The organism is Variovorax sp. J2L1-78, assembly GCF_030317205.1.
In the GTDB taxonomy this organism is placed as follows: Bacteria; Pseudomonadota; Gammaproteobacteria; order Burkholderiales; family Burkholderiaceae_C; genus Variovorax; species Variovorax arabinosiphilus.
Genome location: NZ_JASZYB010000001.1, coordinates 545,714 through 568,346, shown reverse-complemented (window position 1 = coordinate 568,346; position 22,633 = coordinate 545,714). Strand labels below are relative to the sequence as shown.

The window sequence follows — 22,633 nt, the reverse complement described above, 5'->3', positions numbered from 1 at the left end:
GCCTGCCGTCGACCTCCACCCCTCTGGCGATAGTAGTAGACACCGAGGCGCCGCTGCTCCAAGTAGCTGCCGTAGGTCACGGATGTGCCGGCCTGAAACGACGGCCATCAGTTGCGTGAGTTGGCTGGCAGTGTGAGTAGAATTACCCCCACCGAACTAACGCATCATATAGTTTCGGTCTCGAAAAGTTGTTTTAAATCAACGACTTAAGATGCGGGTGTAGTTCAATGGCAGAACGGCAGCTTCCCAAGCTTCATACGAGGGTTCGATTCCCTTCACCCGCTCCACCTTTCCAGACCGCCGGGGCCGGCCGGATCCACTGACCGATCCCGCATCGCCGCCCATGGCCACCCTCCTCAGTTCACCCCCCTCGCCCTTCGGCCGCAAGGTCCGCATCGCCATTGACGTGCTCGGCATGACCGACCGCATCGCCGTGCTGACCGCCGACACCAACAACCCGGACGACCCGGTGCGGCGCCACAACCCGCTTGGCAAGATCCCCACGCTGCTGCTGGACGACGGCGACACGCTGTTCGACTCGCGCGTGATCGTCGACTACCTCAACGCGCTGGATGGCCGCGATCTGCTGATTCCGGCCGGGCCCGAGCGCATCGGCGTGCTGCGCGAGCAGGCGCTGGCCGACGGCATCCTCGATGCGGCGCTGCTGCAGGTGTATGAACGTCGCTACCGCCCGGCCGAGCACCATGTCGAGTCGTGGCTGGAACATCAGCGCGGCAAGGTGTCGCGCGCACTGGACGCGTTCTCGGCGCGCCTGCCGGTCGCGCGACCGGCGGGGCCGAGCATCGGCGAGATCACGCTGGCCTGCGCCCTCGGCTACCTCGACTTCCGTCTGGAGGGCAGCTGGCGCGCGACGCAACCAGCGCTGGTGTCGTGGCTCGACGGCTTCGCGCAGCGGGTGCCGGCCTTCGGGCGCACCGCGCCCTGACAAGGCCCGGCGGCGTGCCGTTCAACGGCCGCCGACCGGCGGATGTTCCCGTGCCTCGGGGCGCTGCATCGACACCCCGAGCCGCTTGGCCAGGCGCACCAGGTTGCCTCGGTCGATGCCGAGCGCGCGCGCTGCGGCCGCGCCGTTGAAGCCATTCGCCGCCAGCGTGTCGACGACGAGCGTTCGCTCGAAGGCCTGCACGGCATCGCGCAGGCTGCGGCCCTCGCCGCGTCCCGATGACGCCAACGACGGGACGGGTGCCGACGCGGCGACGGCCTCGTCGGCCGCCGTGTCAACCAGCGCCCCACCGGCCTTGCCCGGCAGGTCCATGTCGACCGCCTCCAGGCTGAGGATGCGCGGCCGCTGCGCGTGGCGTCCCAGCGCCTTCAGCACGCTGCGGCCGAGCAGATGCTCCAGCTCCCGCACGTTGCCCGGCCAGTCGTAGGCGAGCAGCGCGGCCTGCGCACCGGCGTCGAGCCGCAGCCCGCCCAGCCCGAGGCGCGAGCGGCTCTCCTCCAGGAAGAAGCCGGCGAGCAGCAGCACGTCGCGCCCGCGCTCGCGCAGCGGCGGCACCGGCAAGGGATACACGCTGAGCCGGTGGTAGAAGTCCGCGCGCAAGCGCCCGGCCCGCACCTCGTCGGCCAGGTTGCGGTTGCTCGCCGCGATGAGGCGCACGTCGACGTGGTGGTCACGGTCGGAGCCCAGCCGCTGCAACTGTCCGCTCTGCAACACGCGCAGCAGCTTGGCCTGCACCGGCAGCGCCAGCTCGCCGACCTCGTCGAGGAAGAGCGTGCCGCCGTTCGCCAGCTCGAACTTGCCAGGCCGCTCGCCCACCGCGCCGGTGAAGGCGCCGCGCACATGGCCGAAGAGCTCGCTCTCGACCAGCGTGTCGGGCAGCGCGGCGCAGTTGAGGCTGATCATCGGCCGCGCCGCGCGCGACGAGGCCGCGTGCAGCGCCTCGGCGACCAGCTCCTTGCCGACGCCGGTCTCGCCCTGGATGAGCACCGGCAGGTCGCTGCCGGCGACCAGGTCGATCTGCTTCTGCAACTCGCGCAGGGCCGGGCTGCGGCCGATCAGGCTGCGCGTGCGCGGCCCGGCCGCCAGCCGGAAGCCCTCGGCGCGCAGGCTTTCGCGCTCGACACGCGACTGGAGCTGTGCGATGCGGCCGGCCACGCTGACCGTGGCGGCGGCCAGATGGCCGAAGGACTGCAGCGTGGCCAGGTCGGCCTCGGAAAACCGGTCGGGGTCGAGCGCGTCGAGCGTCAGCAAGCCCCAGGGCCGGTCGTCCAGGTGCACGGTGCAGCCGACACAGTCGTGCACCGGCAGGTGGCCATCCACACCGTCGACCAGCCCGTCATAGGGGTCCGGCAAGGGGCTGTCGGCCGGAAAACGCAGCGGTCCGCGGGCCTCGAGCAACGCGGCGAAGCGGGGGTGCTGGTCGATGCGAAAGCGCCGCCCCAGCGTGTCGGCACTGAGCCCGTCGACGGCCAGCGGCACCAGCAGGTCGCCTTCGAGCCGCAGCAGCGCGGCCGCGTCGCACGGCAGCAGCACGCGCAGGGCATGCAGCAGGCGCCGGTAGCGCTCGGCCGCAGGCAGGTCGCGGGCGATGTCGCCGACGAGCGGAATGAGGGACTGGAGCAGCGGATTTGTCGTCATCGAGACACGATGCATGTCATCAAGACACGAATCGAATCGCGTCATACCGACATGCATCAAAGCTAAGTCCTTGATTTTGCTGCAGGACAAGGTTGGAACGGCGATTGCAACGAGAAAGCCCTACGCCACCTTCGAAGGATCCCCATGCTGAGCGCCGCGCACAAAGCCATCGTCACCGCCACCGTCCCCTTGCTGGAAACCGGGGGCGAGGCATTGACCACGCACTTCTACCGGATCCTGCTCGATGAGCACCCCGAAGTGCGCCCGCTCTTCAACCAGGCCAACCAGGTCAGCGGCGAGCAGCCGCGCGCCCTGGCCAACGGGGTGCTGATGTATGCGAAGAACATCGACCGGCTCGAAGCGCTGGGCGACCTGGCGACGCAGATCGTGCAGAAGCACGTGGCGCTGCAGATCCTGCCCGAGCACTACCCGATCGTGGGCGCCTGCCTGCTGCGCGCGATCCGCGAAGTGCTGGGCGCCGAGGTCGCGACCGACGCGGTGATCGAGGCCTGGGCGGCCGCCTATGGGCAGCTCGCCGATATCCTGATCGGCACCGAGGCAGCCGAGTACGACCGCAAGGCGGCGGCGCCGGGCGGATGGCGCGGCGGGCGGGCCTTCCGCGTAGCCCGCAAGGAAGCAGAGAGCGCCGAGATCACGTCCTTCTACCTCGAGCCGGTCGACGGCCAGCCGGTGCTCGACTTCGCGCCCGGCCAGTACATCGGCCTGCGGCTCGACGTGAACGGGCAGGAGGCGCGCCGCAACTATTCGCTGTCCGCCGCGCCGAACGGCCGCAGCTATCGCATCAGCGTGAAGCGCGAGCCCGGCGGGCTGGTGTCGACCCATCTGCATGACCAGGTGCAGGTCGGCAGCGTGGTCGAGCTGTTCCCGCCGTCGGGCGGCTTCACGCTGGCCGACGCCGAGCGCCCGCTGGTGCTGATCAGTGGCGGCGTCGGCATCACGCCGACGCTGGCCATGCTCGAGACGGCGCTGGCCCGGACGCCGCAGCGGCCGGTGCGCTTCATCCATTGCGCCCGCTCGCACAAGGTGCATGCCTTCCGCCGCGCCATCGACGCGCTGGCCCACCAGCATCCCCAGTTCGAGCGCTTCTATTGCTACGACGAAGCGCCGGCGGCCGACGACGTGGAGGTGGCGCCGCATGCCGTTGGCCGGATCAATGCCGCGTCCCTGGCACAGTGGCTGCCGGCTGCGGCCGAGGGCGTGCGCGACATCGACGCCTACTTCCTCGGGCCCAAGCCGTTCATGCAGCAGGTGCAGCGCTCGCTGCGCACGCTGGGCGTGCCCGACCGGCAGGTGCGCTACGAATTCTTCGGGCCCGCGTCGGCACTCGAATAAAAAGCGGCTCGATGGCGGCCCGGCTCAGCCGGCCGCGGCGATGGGCACCGCCGACTCGGACGCGGAGCGCCGCGCGTACTCGGCCTTCAACTGCTGGGCGATGAATTCGGAGCAGGCGCGCAGCCGGCTGACCTCGATCTCGCCCATGCACAGCCCCTGGTAGCGGATATGGGCGCGGGGGAAGTTGTGGCTGAGTGCCTGCGCGGCATCAAACACGCAGGCGGCGAGCGACGTCAGTCCGCGGTCCACGTAAGCCGCCTCCCGCATCGCCGCGCTCTTCTGTGGCGCACGGACGCTGTAGGTGTACGAACGCTCGTGGCGCTGGATGAACTCGAGAACCGGTTGCATGGCGGGGCAGCTCCTGGCAATTGCGGCGTCGTTGCCGCACCGTCTCAGACGGGCCGGCGATCTTACATTTCGAATCAATTCGCGCAAGCCCATCCGACAAACGGCGGCGACGCGGGGCGAAACGGTGGTTTCAACCCTCGCCGCAGAGCAGTCCCTGGGCGTCTTCATCGAAGCCTGCCAGGGGCTGGGCCTTGGCCAGCGCCATCCAGACGGCGAAGGGCATGCGCGGCTGCGCCCGGTGCACGGCCGACCGCGCCACGACGAGGCGCCCGCCCTCGAGCATCAGCACGCCGCATTCCGCCGGGATTTCCTCCGGCGTGGCGATCGGCCGGCCGCGGGCGTCCTGCCCGAGCACGTACCAGCACTCGCCGCCCAGGTCGAGGTAGGCCGCGCGCTTGTCGGGCTTGCGCAGGTCGGCCATCAGGTCGGTGCGCCGCACCTTGATCTCGTGGACGACCGGCTGCGCATACGCCTCGACGCTGGTGTTGCGGATCGAAAACACGTCGGGCCGCGCGATGCACCAGCGCGCCTTGCCGCCCTCTTCCGTCGGCGGCAACCGGGCGCGCAGGCTCAGCCCGCGCCAGGCGATGCGGCCGCTGCGCGTCATCTCGCGCGCCACCTGCTCGACCAGGGCTTCGTGTGCCGACAGCGCGGCGCGGTTCACGACAAGCGAACTGGCGATGTGGGCGATGCCCCGGTCGGTCACGCGCAGCGTTTCGTGGCCGAAGGCCGAGCGCTGGCGCTCCAGCAGCCCGGCGGCGAGCAGATCGACCTCGACCGGGTCGCCACACGGCCAGCCGGCCGAGCGATAGATGTCGCGCAGGCGCCGTGCATGCGCACGGCCCAGCACGATGTCGCCGGGCGGCGGCTCGATCACCGGCGCCGGCTTGCCGGGGTCGGTCACGGGCGGCACCACGGCGGGCGGGTCGCCCTCCGGGGTCGGCATCGGCGGGACTTGGGGGCTGGGCGGGACCGGGAGATCCGGCGCAGGCGGCGGCGGACCGATGGGCGTCCCGGCCGCCGCGCGCTGCGGGGCGAAGGCAATCATCGGCAGAGGTTAGCGAAAAGCGGCCCTCGAGGCGAGCGCCGGAGGGTGACAAAAGACAAGCGCCGCCGCGTCAGCGCCTGCGCCGTGCGGTGGCCGGTTCGGCCCGCTGGACCTCTGCATTCCGCCCTCGCACGCCGCCGTCCCGTGCCGACAGCATCGGGCCCATATCGATGCGCAGCGACAAATAGTAAGACAATGCTTACCATATCGCGATGTCTGCCAAAAAATCCAGTTCACCGCGGCACAGCGCTGTGGTGCTGCGCGAATCACTCTCGCGGCTCAACCGCAGCCTGCGCAGTGCGCTGCCGCCGATCGGCGCAACCCCTTCCCAGCTCGGCGTGCTGGGCTATCTGTTCCGGCATGGCGAGCTGACGCCCACCGAACTCGCGCAACAGGCAGGCGTGCGGCTGCAGACCCTGACCCGCCTGCTGGCCCTCATCGAGGCCGAAGGCTGGGCGACCCGTCACGCGGACGTCACGGACGGCCGGCGCCAACGGCTTCGCCTGACCACCGCGGGCGCCAGGTTGCTGACCACCTATGTGCATCAGCGCGAAGCATCGCTGGAAGCATCCATCGCCGCGTCGCTCAGCACGGACGAACAGCGCACCTTGCTGGAGGCCTGTGCGCTGATGGATCGCCTCTCCGCCCGGCTGCAGGCCGCGCCCGCATCCGCCGAGGCAGACCCGTCATGAAAGCCTGGCTCGACCGCCGACCCTTCTTTCGCGAAGGCCACATCTGGCACGGCCTGCAGCTGGCGCTGTCCGTCGTCCTGGCCTATGCGGTCTCGCGCAGCTTCGGCTTGCCCGAGGCGCATTGGGCGGTCATGAGTGCGCTCATCGTGAGCCGTGCCGATGCGAGCGCCACGCTCGGTGCGGGCTGGCAGCGCCTGGCGGCCACATTGGGCGGCGCGCTCGTCGGTCTGGCCGGCGCGGGCCTGGTGCATGTCCACGTCGGCACCGCCGAGTCCGTCACGCTGGTCCTGGTGGTGATCCTTTGCTTTGCCACGGCTGATCGCATCGGCTGGCGCAGCAGCGCCATCACCGCGCTGATCGTCATGACGGCGGCGGGACGGCCGGAGGTCTCGCCCCTGACGGTTGCGGGCCTGCGTACGCTGGAGATTGCTGTGGGTGCCGGGGCGGCCATGCTCATGGCGTGGCTGGCCTATCGCCTGTCGGTCACGGCACGACCGCTGGCGGTCATCTCTGCCCTGTTGCGCCAGCTGGCTACCCAGGCAGAAACCGCCGTGGACGCCGACGCAACAGCACGCGAATCGAACGGCGTCGCCTTGCGGGCGGCCTTGCGCCGGCTCGGTGAAATGGTCCACGGCGCAGCACCGGCCTCCCAACAACGCAAGCTGCTGCTGCTCACCATGCGGCTGGCCCAGGATGTGGGCTGGCTGGCCCGGCAGGCGTCGACGGCAGCGCCCGATCGTCGAGCGGACACACGTGCCGCCACAGCGGCCGCCGCCGTTGCGCTGCGCGCGGCAGCCAACCGCCTGGATGGCGCCAGCGAAACGCCCGCGGTGGTGATCGCCGCGCTGGGCTCGCAGGCTGGCGACGCATGGCGCGCAGATGCCTTTCTGACGCTGCAGGACGACCTGCGCAAACTGATGCATCTGTCGGCCGCAGTCGGCCGGGGCGATCAGGGCTCGACGTTCACCGTCACCTGACCCAGTTCCTTCTCGCCTTTGGCCTGCGCCGCATTGGCCGCGCCGCCCCATTCGAACGGCACGCGCAGCAGTTCGCGGCCGCCCTGCTCCCGCGCGACTTCCACGGCGAGCTGGTAGCGCCCCGCCGGCAGCGTCGCCAGCGCACCCGTCGCGCCCGCGAAATGCAGTGCATGCGTGCCGACCGGCCGCGTGGCGCCGGTGACGCCGTCGACGGGCAGCGCCAATTGCTCGCCGCCCGCGCGCCACCAGGTGCGCAGGTTGCGCAGCCAGCCCCGGCCCTGGTTGTCGCGCAGGCGCGTGTCGTACCAGACGGCCAGGGTGGTCACCGCCGCCTTGCTGTCGTCGGCCTTCTCCACCCATGCCGCCAGGTAGGGGCGGTAGTACGACGCCGCGGCGACGTCGGGCAAGGTGAGCTGCAGCGTGAGCGATGCCGCTGCCGCTGCCGCGGGCCCGGTCGCCCAGGCCAGTGCCACCGCGCCCAGCCAAGGCTTGGTCCTAGCTGTCATTGCCGCGTGCTTGAGGCGGGCGTTGCGGATCGGCCTTGGACACGCTGCCGTCGTTGTTGGTGTCCAGGCTCTTGAAGGTCTTGTCCGCGATGGCCGCGTCTTCGGCCGCCGTGAACTTGCCGTCGCGCGCGCGGTTGACGATGCCGAAGCGCACGTGCGCCTGCTTGATGCTGTTCTCGTAGGCCTTGTCGGGCTGGCGTCCTTCGTCGAAGTACTGGCGCTTCAGGCGCCCCTCGAACTCGGCGACGTATTCGTCTTCGCTCAGCACGCCGTCGCCGTTCTTGTCGCCGGCACGGAAGCGCTGCACGCGGACGGCGTCGAACTCGGCGCGCGTGACGGCGCCGTCGCGGTTGGTGTCGTAGCTGCCGAGGAAGGCGTCCAGGCCGTGTCCGCCGGCCGGCCGCGCGGGCTGGCCGGCGGCGGCCTGCGCCCCCGGCGTGGATGGGGCTGGCGCGTTGCCGGCACAGGCCGACAGCAGCACGGTGGCCGCTGCGGCGAGAAGGGTCGTGTGAAGAATCTTCATGGTGATGGTCCTTGGGTGGGTGGATCGGTGGGTGTCAGAAATCGACGTTCAGGCTGACCGCGAAGGTCCGCCCGGGCGCCGTGGAAAGCTCGATCTGGCGGCGGTCCTGGGCCGATGCCGGCTGCAGGCTGCGGGCATTGCTGTAGGCCCAGTACCGCTTGTCGCCCAGGTTGTAGATGCCGCCGGCCAGACGCACGTTCTTGGTCAGGCGCCAGTAGGCCGAGAGATCGAATCGGGCGAAGCCGGGCACGCGGAACTGTTCGGTGGTCGAATCGGTGAGCGTGGCGCCGGGGTCGTTGCTGAAGCCCTGCCGGTTGGTCGCGACGGCCTGCTTGCCCTTCACGAAGACGCCGGTGAGGTTCAGGCCCCAGGCCTTCTCCGGGGCGTCGTAGCCCACGCCGATGATGGCCTTGGCCGGCTGGACGGAGTCCAGGTCCACCTTCTTGTCGCCGGCGAAATTGGACTTCGAATTGCCCTTGCTGTAGCCCAGCGCCCAGGTGCTGTAGAGGCCCTTGGCGGCGGGCGACCAGGTGCCGTGCTCGAGCCGCGCGCTCAGCTCCGTGCCGTAGATGGTCGCCTCGTCGCGGTTGCTGGCCTGGTACAGGATGTTCAGGTTCGGCTGGATGTTGGTGAACAACTCGGGGTTGTTCGCACGCATGTACCGCGTGTAGGAAATGAAGTCCTTGTAGCGCGTGTAGAAGACCGAGCTGTTGAACACCACGCCCGGTGTCGGCGAGCCCTTCAGCCCCATGTCGAAGGAATCGCTCGTCTCTTTCTTCAGGTCCTTGTTGCCGACCAGCGCATACGATCCGCCGCCGCCGTTCCAGTAGCCGAAGACCTCGCTGTTGGTGGGCGCGCGGCCGCTGCGCTTCCATTGCGCATAGGCGGTCAGCGTCGGCCGAATGTCGTAGAGCACGGCCAGGCTCGGGCTGGCGATGGTGGTGCCCGAGGTGCTGCCGTACATCGTCTCCAGCTGCGCCGCGGTGATGCGGTTGTTGCCGAAGCTGTCCGCATTGCGGATGCTGGGCTTGACCCGGTCCACCCGCAGCCCGGGCACCACGGCCAGGCGCCGGCCGCCAACCTGGAAGTCGATGGTGTCCTCCAGGAAGATGCCGGCCCGGTCGGTGGTGGTGTCCGGGAAGGGCTGCTGCGTGGACGAATCGTAAGTCGAGGAGAACGGATGCTCGTTCTTCGTCTGCGAGTAGTTCACGCCGAACTTCAGCAGATGGTTGTCCAGCTGCTTCTCGCCCGCGCTGGAGAAACCCACCTGCCGCGTGGTGTTCCGCGAGATGTCCCGCCCAACGGCGCGCGTGCTGAAGGTCAGCGTGTCGGTGACGTCGTCCATGTCCGTGTCCTGCAGGTAGACGCGGGTGTTCAACCGATCCACCAGGCCACCGGCGCCGGGCGTCCAGGTGTGGGCCAGGTGGAAGGTGTTGCGCTCGGTCTTGGCGTTCTGCGTCGACGTGCCGGTCACGGCGGTGCCCGCGTTGTTCCAGGCGTCGAAGCTGCTGTCGTTCTGCTTGCGGTAAAGGTCGGCGCCGATCTCGAGCTTGTGCTGCGCGTTCACGCGCATGCTGCCCTTGAGCAGCAGCGCGTCGGAATGCCAATCCTCGGGGAAGCTGTCCACGACGTCGCTGTTGTTCTTCGTCTGATGGCCATCGCGGCGCACGTAGCTGAAGATGCCCGCGTAGTCGCCCGACAGCCCAGCCGCCGTCACGGCCTCGGTCCAGGCGCTGTTGACCTCGCTGTAGCCCAGCTTGCCGCCGAAGTAGAGCGGCTTGTCCGCGTTCACGTAGTCTTCCGGCGACTTGCTGCGGAAGCTCACCGCGCCGCCGATGCCGCCGGCCGTGCGCTGCGAATTGGTGGTGCCCGACTGGATGTCGACCGCCGAGTAGATGTCCGGGTCGATGAAGTCGCGGCCCATGCCGAAGGTGCCGTCCTGCGCGCGGTTGGTCAGCGGCGCGCGGCTGATGGCGTCGGGCATCTCGATGCCGTCGACGTCCAGGCCGATCCGGTTGCCCTCGATGCCGCGGATGTTGTAGCCGGTGGTGCCACTGCGGTCATAGCGGCTCGCCCCGCGCGTGCTGCCGGTGACCGTGCCGGGCGCTTCCACCAGCGGCTGGTAGCGCATCACGTCGCCCATGCCGGTGGCACCGGTCTTCTCGATGTCCTCCTGCGTGATGACGGTGCGCGTGCCGGCTTCCTGGCGCAGCGCGTCCGCGGTCACCTTCACTTCGTCGAGCGTTTCCTTGCTGTCTGACGAGGCGCTGGTGGCGGGCCGCTGCGGCGTGGTCTGCGCATTCTGCGAGAACGCCGGCGCTGCCTGCCACAGCAGGGCCTGGATGGCGAGCGCCACCAGGCTGACACGGCGTCGGGGGAATCGGGTGAAACCGGGAGATGGAGCGGAGGGTGCGCGAGCGGCACCAGGGTCGCGGCTGGCCATGGCCAGGGCGCTGAACGGAGTCATGCGTTTGCCTTAAGTCAAGAGGGTCGTCTCGCTGGACCTCCTGACAAGGAAACATCTGGCTTCAGTCGCAAATTGTAGCAATGGGTGAACGAGGGATGTCGTCGGAGACGGGATAGCGACGCAGAACATCGTGCTGAACGAAGGGCGGCGTAGGCGAGAGCGTCGACCGCACCAGCGAGAAGTGGCGCGCCGTCCAGTGGATGGGCGGCGAGCAGGCCGGCGGCACGGCGCCGAGCGCATGGCGCGCCAGCGTGACATGCGGCGTCCAGTGGCCATCGACCCGCAGCCCCATGCGCAACAACGGCACCATCAGGCGCGATCGCAGATCGTTGAGCGCCACGTTCTCGTCCGCGAGCAGCACGGCCACTTTTGTCCACAACGCCGTGGTGCGAAGCACGATCGGGATGGGTTGCATCGGGACCGTGCCGAGCACGTGCTGCAGTTCATCCAAGCGCGCCGAATGAACCCGCTCCCAAAAATGCAACGTCATGTGGAAGTGCTCGGCTTTCAACAGACGCGCCCGGGGCGGCCAGCGCCACAAGGGCTGATGCGACCGGATCGCGACCTGCACGTCATCGTCCGGCTGCAGACCGATGAAAAGTCGCAGGGCCGTCTCGGGCATCGATGGGTCGTCGTGCATGGCCTCTCCTTCAATGAAAGTCCCGGCTGCGCCGCCCGTCGGCGAGCCGGCCCAGCCAGGGCGTGAGGTCCTTGAAGCGCTGGGCCAGCAGGTGCCGCACCTGGCCGCCGCTGGCCGTGTCGCGCTGCCACACGCCCTGCACTGCCAGCAGCTTCGACTTGAGCAAGGGTTCACGCTGCGCCTCGACCACGTCGTTCCAGACGATTACGTTGACGATGCCGGTCTCGTCCTCCAGCGACACGAAGATCGTGCCCTTGGCGGTCTGCGGGCGTTGGCGCATGGTGACGATGCCGCAGGCGCGCACCAGGCGGCCGTGCGGCACGTCGCCCAGTTCCTGCGCGCTCAGCAGCTTGAAACGCGCCATGCGCGGTCGCAGCAGTGCCAGCGGATGGCGGCGCAGCGTGAGGTTGAGCGACGCGTAGTCGCCGACGATCTCCTCACCTTCCGAGGCTTCGGGCAATTGCAGGGGCGCCTCGTGGATCGGCACGCCCTTGAGCAAGCCCGGCGCACGCCCGCCCCCGCTCCGCGTGGCCGTCGCGTCCCACACCTGTTGGCGGCGGTGGCCCGACAGGCGCATCAAGGCATCGGCGCCGGCGAGCGCGGCCATGTCCTTCGCGTCGAGGTCGGCGCGCACGGCCAGGTCTTCGGTGCTGGTGAAGGGTGCCTGTTCGCGTGCCTTCAGCAGGCGCCGGGCACCGGTCTCGCTGAGCGACACGATCTGGCGCAGTCCCAGGCGCACCGCCGGCTGGTCGGGCCGCCCCAGGAAGCCGGCGTACCGCGGATCGGTGCCATCCGGCATGCGCGGCGCATCCGGTGCACGCGCCTCGAGCGTGCTGTGCAAGTCGCTCACCGTGACGTCAACCGGCCGCACCTCCACGCCGTGGCGCCGCGCGTCCTGCACCAGCTGCGATGCCGAATAGAAACCCATCGGCTGCGAATCGAGCATGGCCGCGAGAAAGCAGGCCGGCTCGTGGCACTTGAGCCAGCTGCTGACGATGACCAGCAGCGCGAAGCTGGCGGCGTGGCTCTCCGGAAAGCCGTAGTCGCCGAAGCCCTTGACCTGCTCGAAGATGGCTTGCGCAAAAGGTCGGTCGTACTTGTTGGCAACCATGCCTTCGATGAGCCGCTCCTGGTACTTCTCCATGTGCCCGGTGTGCTTCCAGGCGGCCATCGCGCGGCGCAGGCCATCGGCTTCATCCGACGTGAAGCCGGCCGCGATCATCGCGATCTCCATCACCTGCTCCTGGAAGATCGGGATGCCCAGCGTACGACCCAATGCCTTCTCGAGCGCGGGATAGCGGTACTCGATCTTCTCGCCCCGACGCAGCTTCTCGCGGTTCTGGAGGTACGGATGCACCATGCCGCCCTGGATCGGCCCCGGCCGCACGATGGCGACCTCGACCACCAGGTCGTAATACTCGCGGGGCTGCAGGCGCGGCAGCATCGACATCTGGGCCCGACTCTCGATCTGGAACACGCCGATGGTGTCGGCCGCACAGATCATGTCGTAGACCTTCGCGTCGTCGTTCGCGATGTGGTGCATCTCGATGGCCGTGCCGCGCCAGCGGTTCACGAAGCCGAGCCCGCGCTGAATGGCGCTCAGCATGCCCAGCGCCAGCACGTCGACCTTGAGCATGCCCATGGCTTCGAGGTCGTTCTTCTCCCACTGGATGACGGAGCGATCCGCCATGGATGCCTTCTCGATCGGCACCAGGCGTGTGAGCTTCGTCTGCGTGAGCACGAAGCCGCCCACGTGCTGGCTCAGGTGGCGCGGAAAGCCCTTGAGCTCGTTCGTGAGTTCGAGCCACAGCTGCAGCTTCTGCAGGCTCTCGCGCACGCCGGCGCGGTCCATCGCTTCTTCGAGGCGGTCCACCAGCACGGTCTGGTCGAACCAGTAATGGTCCTTGGCGAACTCGTCGACCAGGCGCTCGTCGACGCCCATCGCCTTGCCGACGTCGCGCAATGCGCTGCGGGCCCGGTAGCAGATGACCACGGCGGCGATGGCGGCGCGGTCGCGACCGTATTTCTTGTAGATGTACTGGATGACCTCTTCGCGCCGCTGGTGCTCGAAGTCGACGTCGATGTCGGGCGGCTCGTTGCGCTCGCGGCTGAGGAAGCGCTCGAACAGCAGATGGCCCGTGTCGGGGTCGATGGCGGTGATGCCCAGGCAATAGCAGACCGCCGAGTTGGCGGACGAGCCACGGCCCTGGCAGAGGATTTTTTCCGAACGCGCGAAACGCACGATGTCTTCAACAGTCAGGAAGAACATCTCGTAGTGCTTGTGGATGATCAGATCGAGTTCGTGCTGAACCTGCGTGCGCACCTTGTCTGAAATGCCATCGGGATATCGATCGTGCGCCCCCTCCCACGTCTTGCGCACCAGCGTCTGCGCCGGCGTCTCGTCATTGCCCAGCAGTTCCAGCGGGTACTGGTAATGCTGCTTGATCTCGTCGGGGTCGAAGCGGCAACGCCCCATCACCGTCAGCGTATTCGCCAGCAACTCGGCCGGATAGAGGTTCTCCAGCCGGATGCGCGAGCGCAGGTGCCGCTCGGCATTGCCCTGCAACGCGAAGCCGCACTCGGCCACCGGCTTGCCCTCGCGGATGGCCGTGACCACGTCCTGCAGCCGCTTGCGCGAGCGCTTGTGCATGTGCACGTCGCCGGCCGCGACCAAGGGCACGCCGGTGGCCTCGCCCACTTCGTCGAGCGTCATCAGCCACAGGTCGTCGTCGCGTTCGTTGAGCAGTTCGACCGCGATCCAGAGGTGCTCGCCATAGAGCGCCTTGGCGGCGGCCACGTCGGCACGCATCGATGCGACATCCATGGCGCCGCCCGGCGCGCGGTGCGGCACCAGCAGGATCTCGCAGTGCTGCAGCGACGCGACGTCGCTGCCTTCCCAGCGCACCTGGTACGCGCCCTTGGGCGCCTCGGCGGTGCGCGCCGCGGTGATGAACTCGCAGAGGTTGCCCCAGCCTTCCAGATCGTGCGCGATGGCCACCAGTTTGAAGCGCTCGAAGCGGAACTCGCTGCCGAAGAGCAGCCGGAAATCGGGGTTGCGCGTGAGCGGCGGCTTGTCGGGGTTGGCACGCTCCCAGTCGGCCATCGCCTCGGGATGCTCGCGCAGCGCGACGTGGGCGCGCACGATGCCCGCCACCGAGCATTCGTCGGTGATGGCCAATGCCCGGTAGCCGAGGTGGTAGGCCTGCGTCACCAGGTCCTGCGGCGTCGAGGCGCCGCGCTGAAAGCTGAAGTTCGTCAGGCAGTGCAGCTCTGCGTAGTCGGGCCGACCACGCACCGGCGTGGGTGGCCTCGGGGGCAGCGAATGCAGCCGCGCAGACTGCCGCGCCTGGATCTGCTTGTCGGTCAGTTCAGGCATAGAGCCCCTGCAGGAACCAGCGCACCTCGCCGGACGAAAAGCAGCGCGATGGCCGTTCGCGGAAGACCCACACCAGCCCCGCTTCGGGGCTCTCGGCGATGTAGTAATCGCGCACCGCCGGGCGGCCGCCTTCGTCGTCACTGCCGTCGTTCCACCAGCCGGCTTCGAGCCGCTGCGGGCCGACCAGGCTGCAGAGGCGCCCCTGGTACCACGGATGGCCGTCGCGCATCTCCAGGGGCAGGGGCTCGCGCAGCAGCCAGGGCGGAAACAGCGCATCGGGTTGCCGGGCCATCGTGTCCGCGGACGTGGCGGGTTTCGGCGTCACCGGCGCCCCCCCCTTGCGCAGCGCCGGCCGCCAGCCCTGCATGCCTTCGGGCCGGTGGTCGGCCTGCGCCACCGGCACCAGCACCTCGCGCGCGCCCAGCCGGGCGCTGAGCCGCTCGACCAGCTCGTGCAGCTTGTCGCCCTTGCGGTTGTCCTCGGGCAGGAAGCTGGTGCTGGCGCCGGCCCAGGGCGTGGTTTCGAGGGAACGCAGGCGCAGCCAGCTCGCGGGCGCGGCCAGCTGCGTGAGCGCGAGCCGCTCGCTCATCAGGCGGCGCAGGTGCGCCATGTCCTGCGTGGGCTCGGCGGTACGCACGGTGATGTGCTGGTGCGGCGGCAGGTTCACGCCGTTGTAGCGCTTGAGGTCGAGCGTCCATTCCAGTTCCAGCGCCAGCACGCCGCGCTGGCGTACGCGCAGCCACACCTGCAGCGCCGCCAGCAGCCGGTTGGCCGACCACATCAACTCATGCGCGTTTTCGGCCAGGGCGGGCAGCTCCAGCTTCTGCTCGAAGGCATCGGGCAGCGTGAGCCAGGTGTGACGCTCGGGGCGCAGGCCCCAGGCCCTGTCGAGCGCCTCGCGCAGCGCTGCGCCGAAGCGCCGCGACAACCCGCCGCGCGGCAGCGCTGCCACGTCGCCCCAGGTGCGACAACCCATGCGCGCCAGCACGTCGAGATGTTCGCGCGCGGCCGTCAGCGTGTGCAGCGGCAAGGCCGCCGGGATGTCGACCGGCGGTTGCTGGCCGAGCGCGAACAGGCGCAGCCGTGCCAGCGCGACCAGGCTGGTGGCGCCTTCGACTTTCTGGAGGCGGCTGTGCGGCACCGGGTTGTCGGTGACCATCAGCCGCATCAATCCCTGACGCCCGCCCCACAGCCGTTCGCAGGCCGAGACCTCGAGCACCAGCGCCTCGTCGAGCCAGGCCACGCGCGGCGTGTAGCGCAATGCCCACCAACCCAGGGCCTCGAGGGACAGCGGCAGTTCGGGGGCGGGCCGGACGGGCGCAGCGCTGTCGGAAGAAGGCACGGCCGCATCGTCTTCAGGCCGCCACCGCAAGGCGATCCACTGCATGGGTGCCCTCCTCTCTGCGCCTGCTGCGCACATCGAGGCGCACGACGGTCGCGCCCTGGACAGGGGGGATCTGGATGGCGTTCTGCCGCTCGCGACGCTGGCGCCGCCACTGGCTGGCCGTCAGCAGCGCCACCATGCGTTCGCTGCGGGCCGGCAAGCTCAGCGGCTGCGCGAGCGGTGGGCCGCGTCGCTTGAGCAGGTGCACGTCCATCTGCCCGCCGTCGGCCGCCACCAGTTGCAGGCGCAGCCGTGCCGGCGAGGCCGACTGCGCCACGGCCTCGGGCCGCATCACGAACAGCAGCGCCTCGTGCTGCGCGGCCGCCAGTTGCAGGCGGCGCAACTCGCCCACCCGCGCTTGCGGCAGCCAGGCCATGACGGCCGCCACGTCGGCACAGCGCAAGGCCTGTTCGCAGGCCCACATCCGGGCCGCCGATGCCTCACTGCGCACCCACAGGAGCGCCTCCAGGGGCAACCCACCGGCCACCAAGGCGGGCCCGAAAGGCTCGTGCGGCGCACCGATCAGCACCACCGGTCCACCGCGCATGGCCACGGCTCGGGCCAGCGCAGGCAGCAGCAAGGGCCAGACATGCGCCTCCGGCCGGTCCTGCAGCAGCTCGGTCATGGCACCCACCGGCCAGCCGCCGCCGGGCAGTTCGGCGTCGAGCGCCGGATGACCGGTGGCTTCCACCTGCGTGTCGGCCGCGCCCAGTTCGTCGCCGCGCCAGACCTTGTGTCGGGCGGAAGCAAAGGAAAAAGACGAGAGGGACGAGGAAAGGGAAGGCTGGCCCATGGCGGAATCGACTGTTAACTGTATTTTTATACAGTATTCTGCCGATGGGCAATGCCTTTCTGGTGACAGCGCATGTCCGCTCAGCGGACTCGCCGGAGTGCAGGCCGGCGCGTGCTCGTTCCTTTCGTCACCCGTCGCCGCCGAGCGTGCAATCTTTCACAGGTGCTGGCGGGCGAGATCGCCAGAATCGAGCCATGACCGTACTGGCCGACCTCTCCGATGACGAACTTTTCAGCCGTGCGAGAAGATGGCGTTCCGAAGCGATGAGAGGCAGCCTCCATGCCCGGGGCCACGCCCATGAGCACGAGGTCGAATTGCGGCGCCGGTCGGCCCGAACGATGTCGGTCCGCGTGCCCGCCGAGGCCCCGCAGCGCCCGCCCAAGCGGTCGCTGTTTCAGTTCTGGCGGTCCTGAGAACTCACCTGTTCACGCAAACCCGTGGTCGCTGTCCGTCTCCGACGATTCGCACACCGCGCCCGTCGAAAAGAGGAAGGTGCAGCCGCAGAGCGCGAACACCGCAAGAAGTGCAGCCGGTCCCACATACCGGACAAGCGCCGCGGACACGCCCATGCTGAGCGCATAAAGGAAAAGCTTGGTCATGGACCATGATGCAGCGACGGCCTGGATTCGGGGGATGCACCCAAGGGAAAGCACCATTCTCGAATTCCCGAAGGGAGCCTTGCAAAAGTAGCCCGAAGGTTCTAGAGCAGCCGCCTTTCGTTACGCAAGGCGACCTTTCACGCCCGAACGTCCTCCGCGACCGCGTGCGGCACGGCGCTCAAGCGTCCACGCACCGAGCAGGTCGGCGGGCGACACTGGAGATAATGAAACGCCACGCTGGCGCCCTTCTCTTACGCCAACCTCCAGAGTGTTCCTTTCGTGATCCAACAGATTGTTCCCGGCCGTGCGGCCCGGCGCGGCAGCGGCGGCATCACGCTCAGCGACGTGTCCAAGCTGGCGGGCGTCTCGACCATCACCGTCTCGCGCGCACTCAACACGCCCGACCTGGTGTCGCCGGACACGCGCGAGAAAGTGCGTGCGGCGGTCGAGCGCACCGGCTACGTGCCCAACCGCCTGGCAGGCGGCCTGGCGTCGAACCGCAGCCGGCTGGTCGCAGCGCTGGTGCCCACCATCGCCGGCCCGGTGTTCCTCGAAACCATCCAGGCGCTGACCGAGGCCCTCGACGAGGCCGGCTACCAGCTGATGCTCGGCCAGAGCGGCTACCACCACTCGCGCGAGGACGCGCTGATCGACGCCATCATCGGCCGCCGGCCCGACGGCATCGTGCTCACCGGCATCATGCATTCGGCCGAAGGCCGCCGCCGCCTGCTCGCCTCGGGCATCCCGGTGGTCGAGACCTGGGACCTGACGCCTACGCCGGTCGACATGCTGGTTGGCTTCTCGCACGAGAAGGTCGGCGCCGCCATCGCGCGCTTCCTGCATGGCAAGGGCTACCGCCACCCCGCGGTCGTCACCGGCGACGACCAGCGCGCCGACCTGCGGCGCGCCGGCTTCGAGCAGACGATGATGAGCCTGGGCGTGCAGAAGGTGGCGGTGCACACCGTGCCGGCCCCCACCACGCTGGGCAGCGGCCGCAGCGCGCTGGCCGAGTTGCTCAGGGCGCATCCGGAGACCGACGTGCTGGTCTGCAGCTCCGACGCGCTGGCCCATGGCGTGATCACCGAGGCGCATGCGCGCGGCCTGCGCGTGCCGGACGACCTGGGCGTGATGGGCTTCGGCGACCTCGCCTTCGCGCAACATGCGCACCCCGCCATCACGACCGTGCGCATCGACGGCACGGCCATCGGGCGGCAGGCGGCGCGCTTCATCGTCGAGCGCGCCAAGGGGGTCGAGGTCGCACAGAAGGTCATCGACCTGGGCTTCTCGCTGATCGAACGCGACAGCGTCTGACGCGCGCCCGCCGCCCTCCGCCTTCTGCGGACAGCCGCTGACAGCGGACACAACCGGGTTCGAGTTTCCGCACGACACCAGAGGTAAACCCTGGGGTTCAATTCAGAATGACAGCGCTAACATTCGAGCATAACGCCGACAGCTGAGCCACACCCGCGATGACCGACACCCCACCACCCGCAACCCCCAGCACCCCTGCCCCCCGCCGCAAGCAGCCCGAAGACCTCCGCTCCCACCGCTGGTACGGCGTGAAGGACCTGCGCAGCTTCGGCCACCGTTCGCGCACCGCGCAGATGGGCTTCAGCCGCGACGACTACCTGGGCAAGCCGGTCATCGCGATCCTCAACACCTGGAGCGACATGAACTCCTGCCACACGCACTTCAAGCAGCGCGTGGAGGAGGTCAAGCGCGGTGTGTGGCAGAGGGGAGGATTCCCGGTCGAGATCCCGGCGATGAGCCTGGGCGAAGCCTTCCAGAAGCCGACCACGATGCTCTACCGCAACCTGCTCGCGATGGAGGCCGAGGAGCTGATCCGCTCCTACCCCGCCGACGGCGTGGTGCTGATGGGCGGCTGCGACAAGACCACGCCGGGCCTGGTGATGGGCGCGCTGGCGATGAACCTGCCGACCATCTTCGTGCCCGCCGGCCCGATGCTGCGCGGCGACTACAAGGGCAGCGTGCTGGGCTCGGGCTCCGACACCTGGAAGTACTGGGCCGAGCTGCGCGCCGGCAACATCACTGAAGACGACTGGCAGGAAGTCGAAGACGGCATCGCCCGCTCGGCCGGCACCTGCATGACCATGGGCACCGCCAGCACCATGACCAGCGCGGCCGAGGTGCTGGGCCTCACGCTGCCGGGCGCGTCGTCGATCCCCGCGGTCGATTCGCGCCACGCGATGATGGCCACACACACCGGCAAGCGCATCGTCGACATGGTCTGGGAAGACTTGAAGCCGCTCGACCTCCTCACGCCCGCCTCCTTCGACAACGCGGTCACCGCGGTGCTCGGCCTCGGCGGCTCGACCAACGCCATCGTCCATTTGATCGCGATGGCGCGGCGCGCCGGCGTGCCGCTCGACCTGGCGCGCTTCGACGAGCTGGCGCGAAGCACGCCGGTCATCGCCAACCTGCGGCCCGGCGGCAAGTACCTGATGGAGGACTTCTATTACGCCGGCGGCCTGCGCGCCTTCCTGCGCGAGATGGGCCCGCTCATCGACGGCAGCCAGCGCACCTGCAACGGCCTCACGCTGGGCGAGAACATCGCCGACGCGACGACCTACAACGCCGATGTGATCCGCCCGCGCAGCGAGGCGCTGCTCGAAAGCGGCGGCCTCGCGGTGCTGCACGGCAACCTCGCGCCGTCGGGCGCCGTCATCAAGCCGGCCGCGATGGAGCCGCACCTGCGCAAGCACACCGGTCCGGCCGTGGTCTTCAGGAACTACGACGACCTCGCCGCGCGCATCGATTCGCCCGAGCTGGTGGTCACGAAGGACAGCGTGATCGTGCTGCAAAGCGCCGGCCCGCAGGGCGCGCCCGGCATGCCCGAGTGGGGTCAGCTGCCGATCCCGCAGAAGCTGCTCAAGGAAGGCGTGCGCGACATGGTGCGCATCAGCGACGCGCGCATGAGCGGCACCAGCTACGGCGCCTGCGTGCTGCACGTCACGCCCGAATCGCACGTCGGCGGCCCGCTGGCGCTGGTGCGCGACGGCGACCTGGTCACGCTCGACATCGAGGCGCGCCGCATCGACATGGCGGTGAGCGACGAGGAGATCGCGAAGCGGCGGGCTGACTGGCAGAAGCCCATCCCGAAGTTCAGCCGGGGTTACGGCGTGATGTTCCTCAAGCACGTGCAGCAGGCCGACACCGGCTGCGACTTCGACTTCCTCGCGCCCGACTACGCAGAAGGTGCCGGCCAGGGCGAACCCGAAATCCACTGACGACAGCACCGACACACGAAAACCAGAGACACAAGGAAAAAAGATGGAGACAGACAAGTTCAAACGCCGAACCCTCGGCCAATTGACGCTGCGGGTCACGCAGCTCGCCCTGGCGTCGCTGCCATTCGCTGCAGGGGCACAGACCGCGCCGGCTCCCGCCTGGCCGGCACGGCCCGTGACCGTTGTCGTGCCCTTCGCGCCCGGCGGCGGCACCGACATCGCGGGGCGCCTGCTCGCCGTGCGGCTCGGCCAGAAATGGGGTCAGACGGTGGTGGTGGACAACCGCACCGGTGCAGGCGGCGTGGTCGGCGCCGAGCTGGTCGCCAAGGCCAAGCCCGACGGCTACACGCTGCTGATCGGCAACGTCGGTACGCAGTCGATCAACCCGTCGCTCTACAAGCTCACCTATGACGCCGACAAGGCCTTCGCCCCCATCTCGCTGTTCGCCGAACTGCCCTTCGCCTTCGTCGTCAACCCGAGCCTGCCGGCGAAGACGCCGAAGGAGCTGATCGCGCTCGCCAAGGCCGCGCCCGGGAAATACACCTACGCCAGCTCGGGCAGCGGCGGTTCGCCGCACCTCACGGCCGAGATCTTCCAGCAGGCGACCGGCGTGAAGTTCGTGCACGTGCCCTACAAGGGCGGCGGCCCGGCCATGTCCGACCTGATGGCCGGCCACGTCGACATGCTCTTCGCGTCGATCCTCGAAACCTCCGGCTATGTGAAGACCGGCAAGCTGCGCGCCTTGGCTGTGACCAGCGCGCAGCGCTCGCCCGCCATGCCCGAGGTGCCGACGCTGGCCGAGCTCGGCGTGCCCAACGCCGAGTCGGGCTCGTGGGTGGCGTTGCTCGCACCCGCCGGCACGCCGCAGGCGCTGGTCGACAAGATCGCCGCCGACGTGAAGGAGGCCGTGGCGACTGAGGACATGCGCAAGGCGCTGATCGCGCAGGGCGCGACGCCGCGCGGCAGCACGCCGGCCGAACTGCAGAAGACCATCGACGCGGACAAGCTGCGTTATGGCCAGGTGATCAAGGCCGGCGGCGTGAAGGTGGAATGACATGAAGCGGACCGACCTCACCCATCGCCGCAGCCTGCTTCTCGCCGGCGCCTCACTGCTGGCGCCCGGTGCCCTTCTCGGTGCGCGCAGTGCGCTCGCACAGGACAAATGGCCGAGCAAGCCGATCACCTACGTCGTGCCCTTCACGCCCGGCGGCTCGACCGACGTGATCGGCCGACTCATCGCGCAGAAGCTGGGCGACGCGCTCGGCCAGCCGGTCATCGTCGACAACCGGCCTGGCGCAGCCGGTGCGGTCGGCGCGGGCTATGTCGCCAAGGCCAAGCCCGACGGCTACACGCTCTTCGGCGGGACCATCAGCACGCATGCCATCAACGCGAGCCTCTACAAGAACCTGCCCTACGACCCGGTGAAGGACTTCGACCCGATCTCGCTCGTGGCCTTCCTGCCCAACGTGCTGATCGTCGACCCCGCGCTCGGCGTCAACTCGGTGGCCGACCTGATCGCGCTGCTGAAGAAGGACCCGGCGCGGCGCACCTTTGCGTCGTCCGGTGCCGGCACCTCGACGCACCTCGCGGGCGAGATGCTGGCCGACATGATCGGCGTGAAGCTCACGCACATCCCGTACAAGGGCACACCGCCCGCGATGCTCGACGTGTCGTCAGGGCAGGTCACCTTCATGTTCGACCAGATCACGGCGGCCCTGCCCCTGGTTCAGGCCGGCAAGCTCAAGCTGCTGGCCGTGACCACCGCCAAGCGCATGGCACTGGCGCCCGAGCTGCCGACGATGCAGGAGGCCGGGGTGAAGGGCTTCGAGATGGCGTCGTGGCAGGCCGTGTATGCGCCCAAGGGCTTGCCCGCGCCCATCGCACAGCGGCTCGCGTCGGAGATCCACAAGATCCTTCTGGCACCCGAGGTGAAGGACAAGCTCACCAACCAGCTCGGCATGGAGGTGGTGGCGGGCTCGCCGGCCGACCTCGCTGCGCTGATGCAGAAAGAGATCCCGCGCTGGGGCGAGCTCGTCCGCAAGTCCGGCGCCACGGCCAACTGAGTTTTCATCCTCCC

At 69.1% G+C, this 22,633-nt stretch carries 20 protein-coding genes and 1 tRNA gene; 10 read left to right on the top strand and 11 right to left on the bottom strand.

Annotated elements, in window-relative coordinates:
* Positions 1–213: 213 nt before the first annotated feature.
* Together QTH86_RS02695 and QTH86_RS02690 are read left to right on the top strand one after the other, a co-directional pair.
* Positions 214–287, top strand: a tRNA-Gly gene (locus QTH86_RS02695).
* Between the two features lie 56 nt (positions 288–343).
* Positions 344–946, top strand: coding sequence for a glutathione S-transferase family protein (locus QTH86_RS02690; RefSeq protein ID WP_286646203.1), 603 nt, complete (start codon positions 344–346; stop codon positions 944–946).
* Positions 947–967: 21 nt separating this feature from the next.
* Here the strand turns inward: QTH86_RS02690 and norR are convergent, their stop codons facing one another.
* Positions 968–2,602: a nitric oxide reductase transcriptional regulator NorR gene (gene norR, locus QTH86_RS02685; protein WP_286646204.1), complete on the bottom strand. Its 1,635-nt coding sequence runs from the start codon at positions 2,600–2,602 to the stop codon at positions 968–970.
* A gap of 144 nt (positions 2,603–2,746) precedes the next feature.
* On the opposite strand from norR, the gene hmpA reads away from it, so the two are divergent.
* On the top strand, positions 2,747–3,955 hold the full coding sequence (gene hmpA, locus QTH86_RS02680; RefSeq protein WP_286646205.1) for an NO-inducible flavohemoprotein: 1,209 nt from the start codon (positions 2,747–2,749) through the stop codon (positions 3,953–3,955).
* 24 nt (positions 3,956–3,979) lie between these two features.
* On the opposite strand, the gene QTH86_RS02675 is transcribed toward hmpA, so the two are convergent.
* Positions 3,980–4,303, bottom strand: coding sequence for a hypothetical protein (locus QTH86_RS02675; RefSeq protein WP_286646206.1), 324 nt, complete (start codon positions 4,301–4,303; stop codon positions 3,980–3,982).
* Positions 4,304–4,433: 130 nt separating this feature from the next.
* A complete protein-coding gene (locus QTH86_RS02670; RefSeq protein ID WP_444813544.1) occupies positions 4,434–5,249 on the bottom strand; it encodes a polysaccharide deacetylase family protein in 816 nt (271 codons plus the stop codon).
* Positions 5,250–5,563: 314 nt separating this feature from the next.
* Between QTH86_RS02670 and QTH86_RS02665 the strand changes: the two genes are divergently transcribed.
* Entirely contained in the window at positions 5,564–6,043 is a 480-nt protein-coding gene (locus tag QTH86_RS02665; protein ID WP_286646208.1) for a MarR family winged helix-turn-helix transcriptional regulator, read from the top strand.
* Positions 6,040–7,020, top strand: a complete 981-nt coding sequence (locus QTH86_RS02660) for an FUSC family protein (protein WP_286646209.1) — start codon at positions 6,040–6,042, stop codon at positions 7,018–7,020. The genes QTH86_RS02665 and QTH86_RS02660 overlap by 4 nt, the downstream gene beginning before the upstream one ends.
* Here the strand turns inward: QTH86_RS02660 and QTH86_RS02655 are convergent.
* From QTH86_RS02655 to imuA, 7 genes are all read right to left on the bottom strand, one after another.
* On the bottom strand, positions 6,993–7,526 hold the full coding sequence (locus tag QTH86_RS02655) for a DUF2271 domain-containing protein (protein ID WP_286646210.1): 534 nt from the start codon (positions 7,524–7,526) through the stop codon (positions 6,993–6,995). The genes QTH86_RS02660 and QTH86_RS02655 overlap by 28 nt on opposite strands.
* Entirely contained in the window at positions 7,516–8,049 is a 534-nt protein-coding gene (locus tag QTH86_RS02650; protein ID WP_286646212.1) for an EF-hand domain-containing protein, read from the bottom strand. Before QTH86_RS02650 ends, QTH86_RS02655 begins: the two co-directional genes overlap by 11 nt.
* A gap of 34 nt (positions 8,050–8,083) precedes the next feature.
* Positions 8,084–10,516, bottom strand: coding sequence for a TonB-dependent receptor domain-containing protein (locus tag QTH86_RS02645; protein WP_286646213.1), 2,433 nt, complete (start codon positions 10,514–10,516; stop codon positions 8,084–8,086).
* A gap of 61 nt (positions 10,517–10,577) precedes the next feature.
* Positions 10,578–11,156, bottom strand: coding sequence for a 2'-5' RNA ligase family protein (locus QTH86_RS02640; RefSeq protein WP_286646214.1), 579 nt, complete (start codon positions 11,154–11,156; stop codon positions 10,578–10,580).
* 10 nt (positions 11,157–11,166) lie between these two features.
* On the bottom strand, positions 11,167–14,532 hold the full coding sequence (locus tag QTH86_RS02635; RefSeq protein ID WP_286646215.1) for an error-prone DNA polymerase: 3,366 nt from the start codon (positions 14,530–14,532) through the stop codon (positions 11,167–11,169).
* Positions 14,525–15,919 (bottom strand): Y-family DNA polymerase, encoded by a 1,395-nt coding sequence (locus QTH86_RS02630; protein ID WP_286646216.1) that lies wholly within the window; start codon positions 15,917–15,919, stop codon positions 14,525–14,527. The genes QTH86_RS02635 and QTH86_RS02630 overlap by 8 nt, the downstream gene beginning before the upstream one ends.
* Positions 15,888–16,709 carry a translesion DNA synthesis-associated protein ImuA gene (imuA, locus tag QTH86_RS02625; protein ID WP_286646217.1) on the bottom strand — a complete coding sequence of 274 codons (822 nt, stop codon included), beginning with the start codon at positions 16,707–16,709 and terminating at the stop codon, positions 15,888–15,890. Before imuA ends, QTH86_RS02630 begins: the two co-directional genes overlap by 32 nt.
* Before the next feature lie 194 nt (positions 16,710–16,903).
* On the opposite strand from imuA, the gene QTH86_RS02620 reads away from it, so the two are divergent.
* Positions 16,904–17,122, top strand: coding sequence for a hypothetical protein (locus tag QTH86_RS02620; RefSeq protein WP_286646218.1), 219 nt, complete (start codon positions 16,904–16,906; stop codon positions 17,120–17,122).
* Positions 17,123–17,134: 12 nt separating this feature from the next.
* On the opposite strand, the gene QTH86_RS02615 is transcribed toward QTH86_RS02620, so the two are convergent.
* Positions 17,135–17,308, bottom strand: a complete 174-nt coding sequence (locus tag QTH86_RS02615) for a hypothetical protein (RefSeq protein WP_286646219.1) — start codon at positions 17,306–17,308, stop codon at positions 17,135–17,137.
* 279 nt (positions 17,309–17,587) lie between these two features.
* On the opposite strand from QTH86_RS02615, the gene QTH86_RS02610 reads away from it, so the two are divergent.
* The 4 genes from QTH86_RS02610 (at position 17,588) to QTH86_RS02595 (ending at position 22,619) form a co-directional block, all read left to right on the top strand.
* On the top strand, positions 17,588–18,619 hold the full coding sequence (locus QTH86_RS02610) for a LacI family DNA-binding transcriptional regulator (RefSeq protein ID WP_286646220.1): 1,032 nt from the start codon (positions 17,588–17,590) through the stop codon (positions 18,617–18,619).
* A 158-nt stretch (positions 18,620–18,777) separates the two neighbouring features.
* On the top strand, positions 18,778–20,556 hold the full coding sequence (gene araD / locus QTH86_RS02605) for an L-arabinonate dehydratase (RefSeq protein ID WP_286646221.1): 1,779 nt from the start codon (positions 18,778–18,780) through the stop codon (positions 20,554–20,556).
* A gap of 43 nt (positions 20,557–20,599) precedes the next feature.
* A complete protein-coding gene (locus QTH86_RS02600; RefSeq protein ID WP_286646222.1) occupies positions 20,600–21,610 on the top strand; it encodes a Bug family tripartite tricarboxylate transporter substrate binding protein in 1,011 nt (336 codons plus the stop codon).
* 1 nt (position 21,611) lies between these two features.
* Positions 21,612–22,619, top strand: coding sequence for a Bug family tripartite tricarboxylate transporter substrate binding protein (locus tag QTH86_RS02595; protein WP_286646223.1), 1,008 nt, complete (start codon positions 21,612–21,614; stop codon positions 22,617–22,619).
* The last annotated feature ends 14 nt before the right edge of the window (positions 22,620–22,633 follow it).

What these genes read in the sequence shown, in the direction of transcription:
- norR (WP_286646204.1), bottom strand. Translation starts at nt 2,602, where the DNA reads ATGACGACAAATCCGCTGCTCCAGTCCCTCATTCCGCTCGTCGGCGAC.
- araD (WP_286646221.1), top strand. Translation starts at nt 18,778, where the DNA reads ATGACCGACACCCCACCACCCGCAACCCCCAGCACCCCTGCCCCCCGC.
- QTH86_RS02670 (WP_444813544.1), bottom strand. Translation starts at nt 5,249, where the DNA reads ATGCCGACCCCGGAGGGCGACCCGCCCGCCGTGGTGCCGCCCGTGACC.
- QTH86_RS02635 (WP_286646215.1), bottom strand. Translation starts at nt 14,532, where the DNA reads ATGCCTGAACTGACCGACAAGCAGATCCAGGCGCGGCAGTCTGCGCGG.
- QTH86_RS02620 (WP_286646218.1), top strand. Translation starts at nt 16,904, where the DNA reads ATGACCGTACTGGCCGACCTCTCCGATGACGAACTTTTCAGCCGTGCG.
- QTH86_RS02690 (WP_286646203.1), top strand. Translation starts at nt 344, where the DNA reads ATGGCCACCCTCCTCAGTTCACCCCCCTCGCCCTTCGGCCGCAAGGTC.
- QTH86_RS02655 (WP_286646210.1), bottom strand. Translation starts at nt 7,526, where the DNA reads ATGACAGCTAGGACCAAGCCTTGGCTGGGCGCGGTGGCACTGGCCTGG.
- QTH86_RS02665 (WP_286646208.1), top strand. Translation starts at nt 5,564, where the DNA reads ATGTCTGCCAAAAAATCCAGTTCACCGCGGCACAGCGCTGTGGTGCTG.
- QTH86_RS02675 (WP_286646206.1), bottom strand. Translation starts at nt 4,303, where the DNA reads ATGCAACCGGTTCTCGAGTTCATCCAGCGCCACGAGCGTTCGTACACC.
- QTH86_RS02595 (WP_286646223.1), top strand. Translation starts at nt 21,612, where the DNA reads ATGAAGCGGACCGACCTCACCCATCGCCGCAGCCTGCTTCTCGCCGGC.
- QTH86_RS02630 (WP_286646216.1), bottom strand. Translation starts at nt 15,919, where the DNA reads ATGCAGTGGATCGCCTTGCGGTGGCGGCCTGAAGACGATGCGGCCGTG.
- QTH86_RS02640 (WP_286646214.1), bottom strand. Translation starts at nt 11,156, where the DNA reads ATGCACGACGACCCATCGATGCCCGAGACGGCCCTGCGACTTTTCATC.
- QTH86_RS02645 (WP_286646213.1), bottom strand. Translation starts at nt 10,516, where the DNA reads ATGACTCCGTTCAGCGCCCTGGCCATGGCCAGCCGCGACCCTGGTGCC.
- hmpA (WP_286646205.1), top strand. Translation starts at nt 2,747, where the DNA reads ATGCTGAGCGCCGCGCACAAAGCCATCGTCACCGCCACCGTCCCCTTG.
- QTH86_RS02660 (WP_286646209.1), top strand. Translation starts at nt 6,040, where the DNA reads ATGAAAGCCTGGCTCGACCGCCGACCCTTCTTTCGCGAAGGCCACATC.
- QTH86_RS02615 (WP_286646219.1), bottom strand. Translation starts at nt 17,308, where the DNA reads ATGACCAAGCTTTTCCTTTATGCGCTCAGCATGGGCGTGTCCGCGGCG.
- QTH86_RS02600 (WP_286646222.1), top strand. Translation starts at nt 20,600, where the DNA reads ATGGAGACAGACAAGTTCAAACGCCGAACCCTCGGCCAATTGACGCTG.
- imuA (WP_286646217.1), bottom strand. Translation starts at nt 16,709, where the DNA reads ATGGGCCAGCCTTCCCTTTCCTCGTCCCTCTCGTCTTTTTCCTTTGCT.
- QTH86_RS02650 (WP_286646212.1), bottom strand. Translation starts at nt 8,049, where the DNA reads ATGAAGATTCTTCACACGACCCTTCTCGCCGCAGCGGCCACCGTGCTG.